Origin of the sequence: Candidatus Pelagibacter sp., from assembly GCF_052049815.1 — a bacterium.
Lineage (GTDB): Bacteria > Pseudomonadota > Alphaproteobacteria > Pelagibacterales > Pelagibacteraceae > Pelagibacter.
In genome coordinates this window covers 1-3,030 of sequence record NZ_JBNGZG010000072.1, presented here as the reverse complement: position 1 = coordinate 3,030, position 3,030 = coordinate 1, and the positions used below count along the sequence as shown (strand labels likewise).

Genomic DNA, 3,030 nt, shown 5'->3' with positions numbered 1-3,030 from the left:
AACTTTTTAATTTTATTAATAAGCACGCTAATACCTCAATTGATTTATCTGATGGATTATTTTCAGATATTAATAAAATGATTAACAAAAAGAATTTATCTTTTGAAATTGATTTAAATGAAGTCCCGATATCAAATAAGTTAAGTAAACTGATTTCTCTTAAAAAGGTAAAATTGGAGAATGTAGTCTCCCAAGGTGATGATTATCAGATCTTATTTTCCGCCAATAAGACAAAATCAAGAATCATAAATCAAATATCAAAGTCATCTAAGATAAAAATTACAAAAATTGGAAAAATAATATCTGGGCAAAAAGGGCCTTTAATTGTTAGTAAAAAAGGTAATAAAATTGCCCAAATTTATAAGGGGTTTGAGCATCAATTTTGAACTTTCTATTGCCTTTTATACTTTTTTTTGTATTGTCCGGGCATTATTAAATAAACAATACAATCAAGGTAAAAATGAGCAACACAGAAGAAAATATTCTAATTTACACAATAATCGCAGGACTTTTATCAATCGTTTATGGTTTTTTCACTGGAAAAAACATTTTAAACTCAAGTTCTGGAAATTCTAAAATGCAAGAGATTGCTTCAGCTATTCAAATTGGAGCTAAAGCATATTTAGCAAGACAATATAAGACAATTGCAATTGTTGGTGTTGTTGTGCTTGTAATTGTTAGTTATGTATTTAGTCCATTAGTAGGATTAGGATACTTAATTGGCGCAGTCTTCTCAGGTGTTGCAGGTTATGTTGGAATGTTAGTTTCAGTAGAAGCAAATGTAAGAACTGCTGAAGCATCTAGAAAAGGATTAGCAAGCGGACTTGCAGTTGCTTTTAAATCAGGAGCAGTGACTGGTATGTTAGTTGCTGGCTTAGCTTTACTAGCTATCGCAGTATACTACTATTTATTATTAAAAGCCGGTGTAGATGACAGAGAAATTGTAAATGCTTTAGTTGCACTTGGTTTTGGTGCATCGTTAATTTCAATATTCGCTAGATTAGGTGGAGGTATTTTTACAAAAGGTGCTGATGTAGGTGCTGACTTAGTTGGAAAAGTAGAGGCAGGTATTCCAGAAGATGATCCAAGAAATCCAGCAGTAATTGCTGACAACGTTGGTGATAATGTTGGAGATTGTGCTGGTATGGCTGCTGACTTATTTGAAACATACGCAGTTACAATTGTTGCAACTATGGTTTTAGCTTCTATTTTTTTTGTAGGAGATTTGAATATGATGCTTTATCCATTAACAATTGGTGGCGCATGTATTTTGACTTCAATTATTGGAACTTTTTTCGTTAAATTAGGTAGCAGCAAAAATGTAATGAATGCTCTTTACAAAGGTTTTGTTGTATCAGCAGTTACTTCTTTAGCTATTTTATACCCAGTGACTGATTATGTTTTGGGTTTAGAAAATACTTATCAATTTAATGATGTAACTTTTTCTGGAAAAGATTTGTACTATTGTGGAATAATTGGTCTTGTAATTACAGGATTATTAATATGGGTTACTGAATATTACACAGGCACAAATTACCGTCCGGTTAAAAGTGTAGCTAAATCATCAACAACTGGACATGGAACCAATGTTATTCAAGGTTTAGCAATATCTCTTGAAGCAACTGCTATTCCTGCATTAATCATCGTTGGTGGTATTTTGTTAACTAATCACATTGCGGGCTTGTATGGTATTGCAATAGCAGTAACAACAATGTTAGCTCTTGCTGGAATGGTTGTGGCTTTAGATGCATATGGTCCTGTAACTGATAATGCTGGTGGTATTGCAGAAATGTCCAAGCTGCCAAATAATGTAAGAAAAACAACTGACGCTTTAGATGCTGTTGGTAATACAACTAAAGCTGTTACTAAAGGTTATGCCATAGGTTCAGCTGGATTAGGTGCATTAGTTTTATTTGCTGCGTATACAGAGGACATAAAACACTTTTCTAAAGAAGTTGGTTCAAAATTAGAAGGTATAGTTGTTACATTTGACCTTTCAAATCCTTATGTTGTAGTTGGATTATTAATAGGTGGTATGTTGCCGTATTTATTTGGATCGATGGGAATGCAAGCCGTAGGTAGAGCAGGTGGTGCAGTAGTTATTGAAGTTAGAAGACAGTTTAAAAAATTCCCAGGTATTATGAAAAGAAAACAAAAACCTGATTATGCAAAATTAGTTGATTTATTGACAGTTGCAGCAATTAAGGAAATGATTATCCCTTCATTACTACCAGTTCTATCTCCAATTGTTTTGTACTTTGTTATTTTAGCAATTGGCGGTCAAGTAGCTGCTTTAGCTGCTGTTGGTGCAATGTTGTTAGGTGTGATCATAACTGGTTTATTTGTTGCTGTTTCAATGACTGCCGGAGGTGGAGCTTGGGATAATGCAAAAAAATATATTGAAGATGGTAATCATGGCGGTAAAGGTTCGGAGGCTCATAAAGCTGCAGTAACTGGAGATACAGTTGGTGATCCATACAAAGATACTGCAGGCCCAGCTGTTAATCCAATGATAAAAATAACTAATATTGTAGCTTTATTGTTGTTAGCCGTAATTGCAGGTTAATTATATTTTAAGGCTTCTTTCTTTTTCCTAAAGGATCGTTGATTTTCTGTCTCATACTAGACAGAAAATCATATACGAATGATTTTTTTGTAAATTTTTGATCTGTTGATCCTTTTGTAAATTCATATTCATTCATATTTGATATATCGAAAAAATCTTTTTTAATTAATGTTCCTCTATTGTTAATTTCTACGATTAATACATTATTTGTTATAATTTCCTCTTTTCCTAATTTAAATAATGGTTTTTTTGTAATTTCTCTCTCAATATAAATCCATAAATCATTATCAAATTTACTTGTCACTGATGGAGGCCCTAGGGAATTTTTGATATCATTTTTATTTGATATATTAACTTCTAATTTTTTTTGTTTTTCCTCAAGATTTCTTACACCATGTTTTTTTACTACTTTATTGAAAGAGCAATTTACTATAATTAGAAATGTTGTTAGTAATATAAATATT

3 protein-coding genes are annotated in these 3,030 nt (G+C 32.0%); 2 read left to right on the top strand and 1 reads right to left on the bottom strand.

Annotation, left to right across the window (positions count from 1 at the left end):
• A partial coding sequence (locus ACTT9D_RS07115; RefSeq protein WP_440931086.1) for an AIR synthase-related protein occupies nt 1-386 on the top strand: 386 nt, incomplete at its 5' end.
• 74 nt (nt 387-460) lie between these two features.
• Nucleotides 461-2,566, top strand: a complete 2,106-nt coding sequence (locus ACTT9D_RS07110; RefSeq protein WP_440931085.1) for a sodium-translocating pyrophosphatase — start codon at nt 461-463, stop codon at nt 2,564-2,566.
• A gap of 7 nt (nt 2,567-2,573) precedes the next feature.
• Here ACTT9D_RS07110 and bamE read toward each other — a convergent pair whose 3' ends face one another.
• Nucleotides 2,574-3,029 carry an outer membrane protein assembly factor BamE domain-containing protein gene (bamE, locus tag ACTT9D_RS07105; protein ID WP_440931084.1) on the bottom strand — a complete coding sequence of 152 codons (456 nt, stop codon included), beginning with the start codon at nt 3,027-3,029 and terminating at the stop codon, nt 2,574-2,576.
• Nucleotide 3,030: the final 1 nt, after the last annotated feature.

Coding starts and splice junctions, on each gene's coding strand:
- ACTT9D_RS07110 (WP_440931085.1), top strand. CDS start 461: ATGAGCAACACAGAAGAAAATATTCTAATTTACACAATAATCGCAGGA.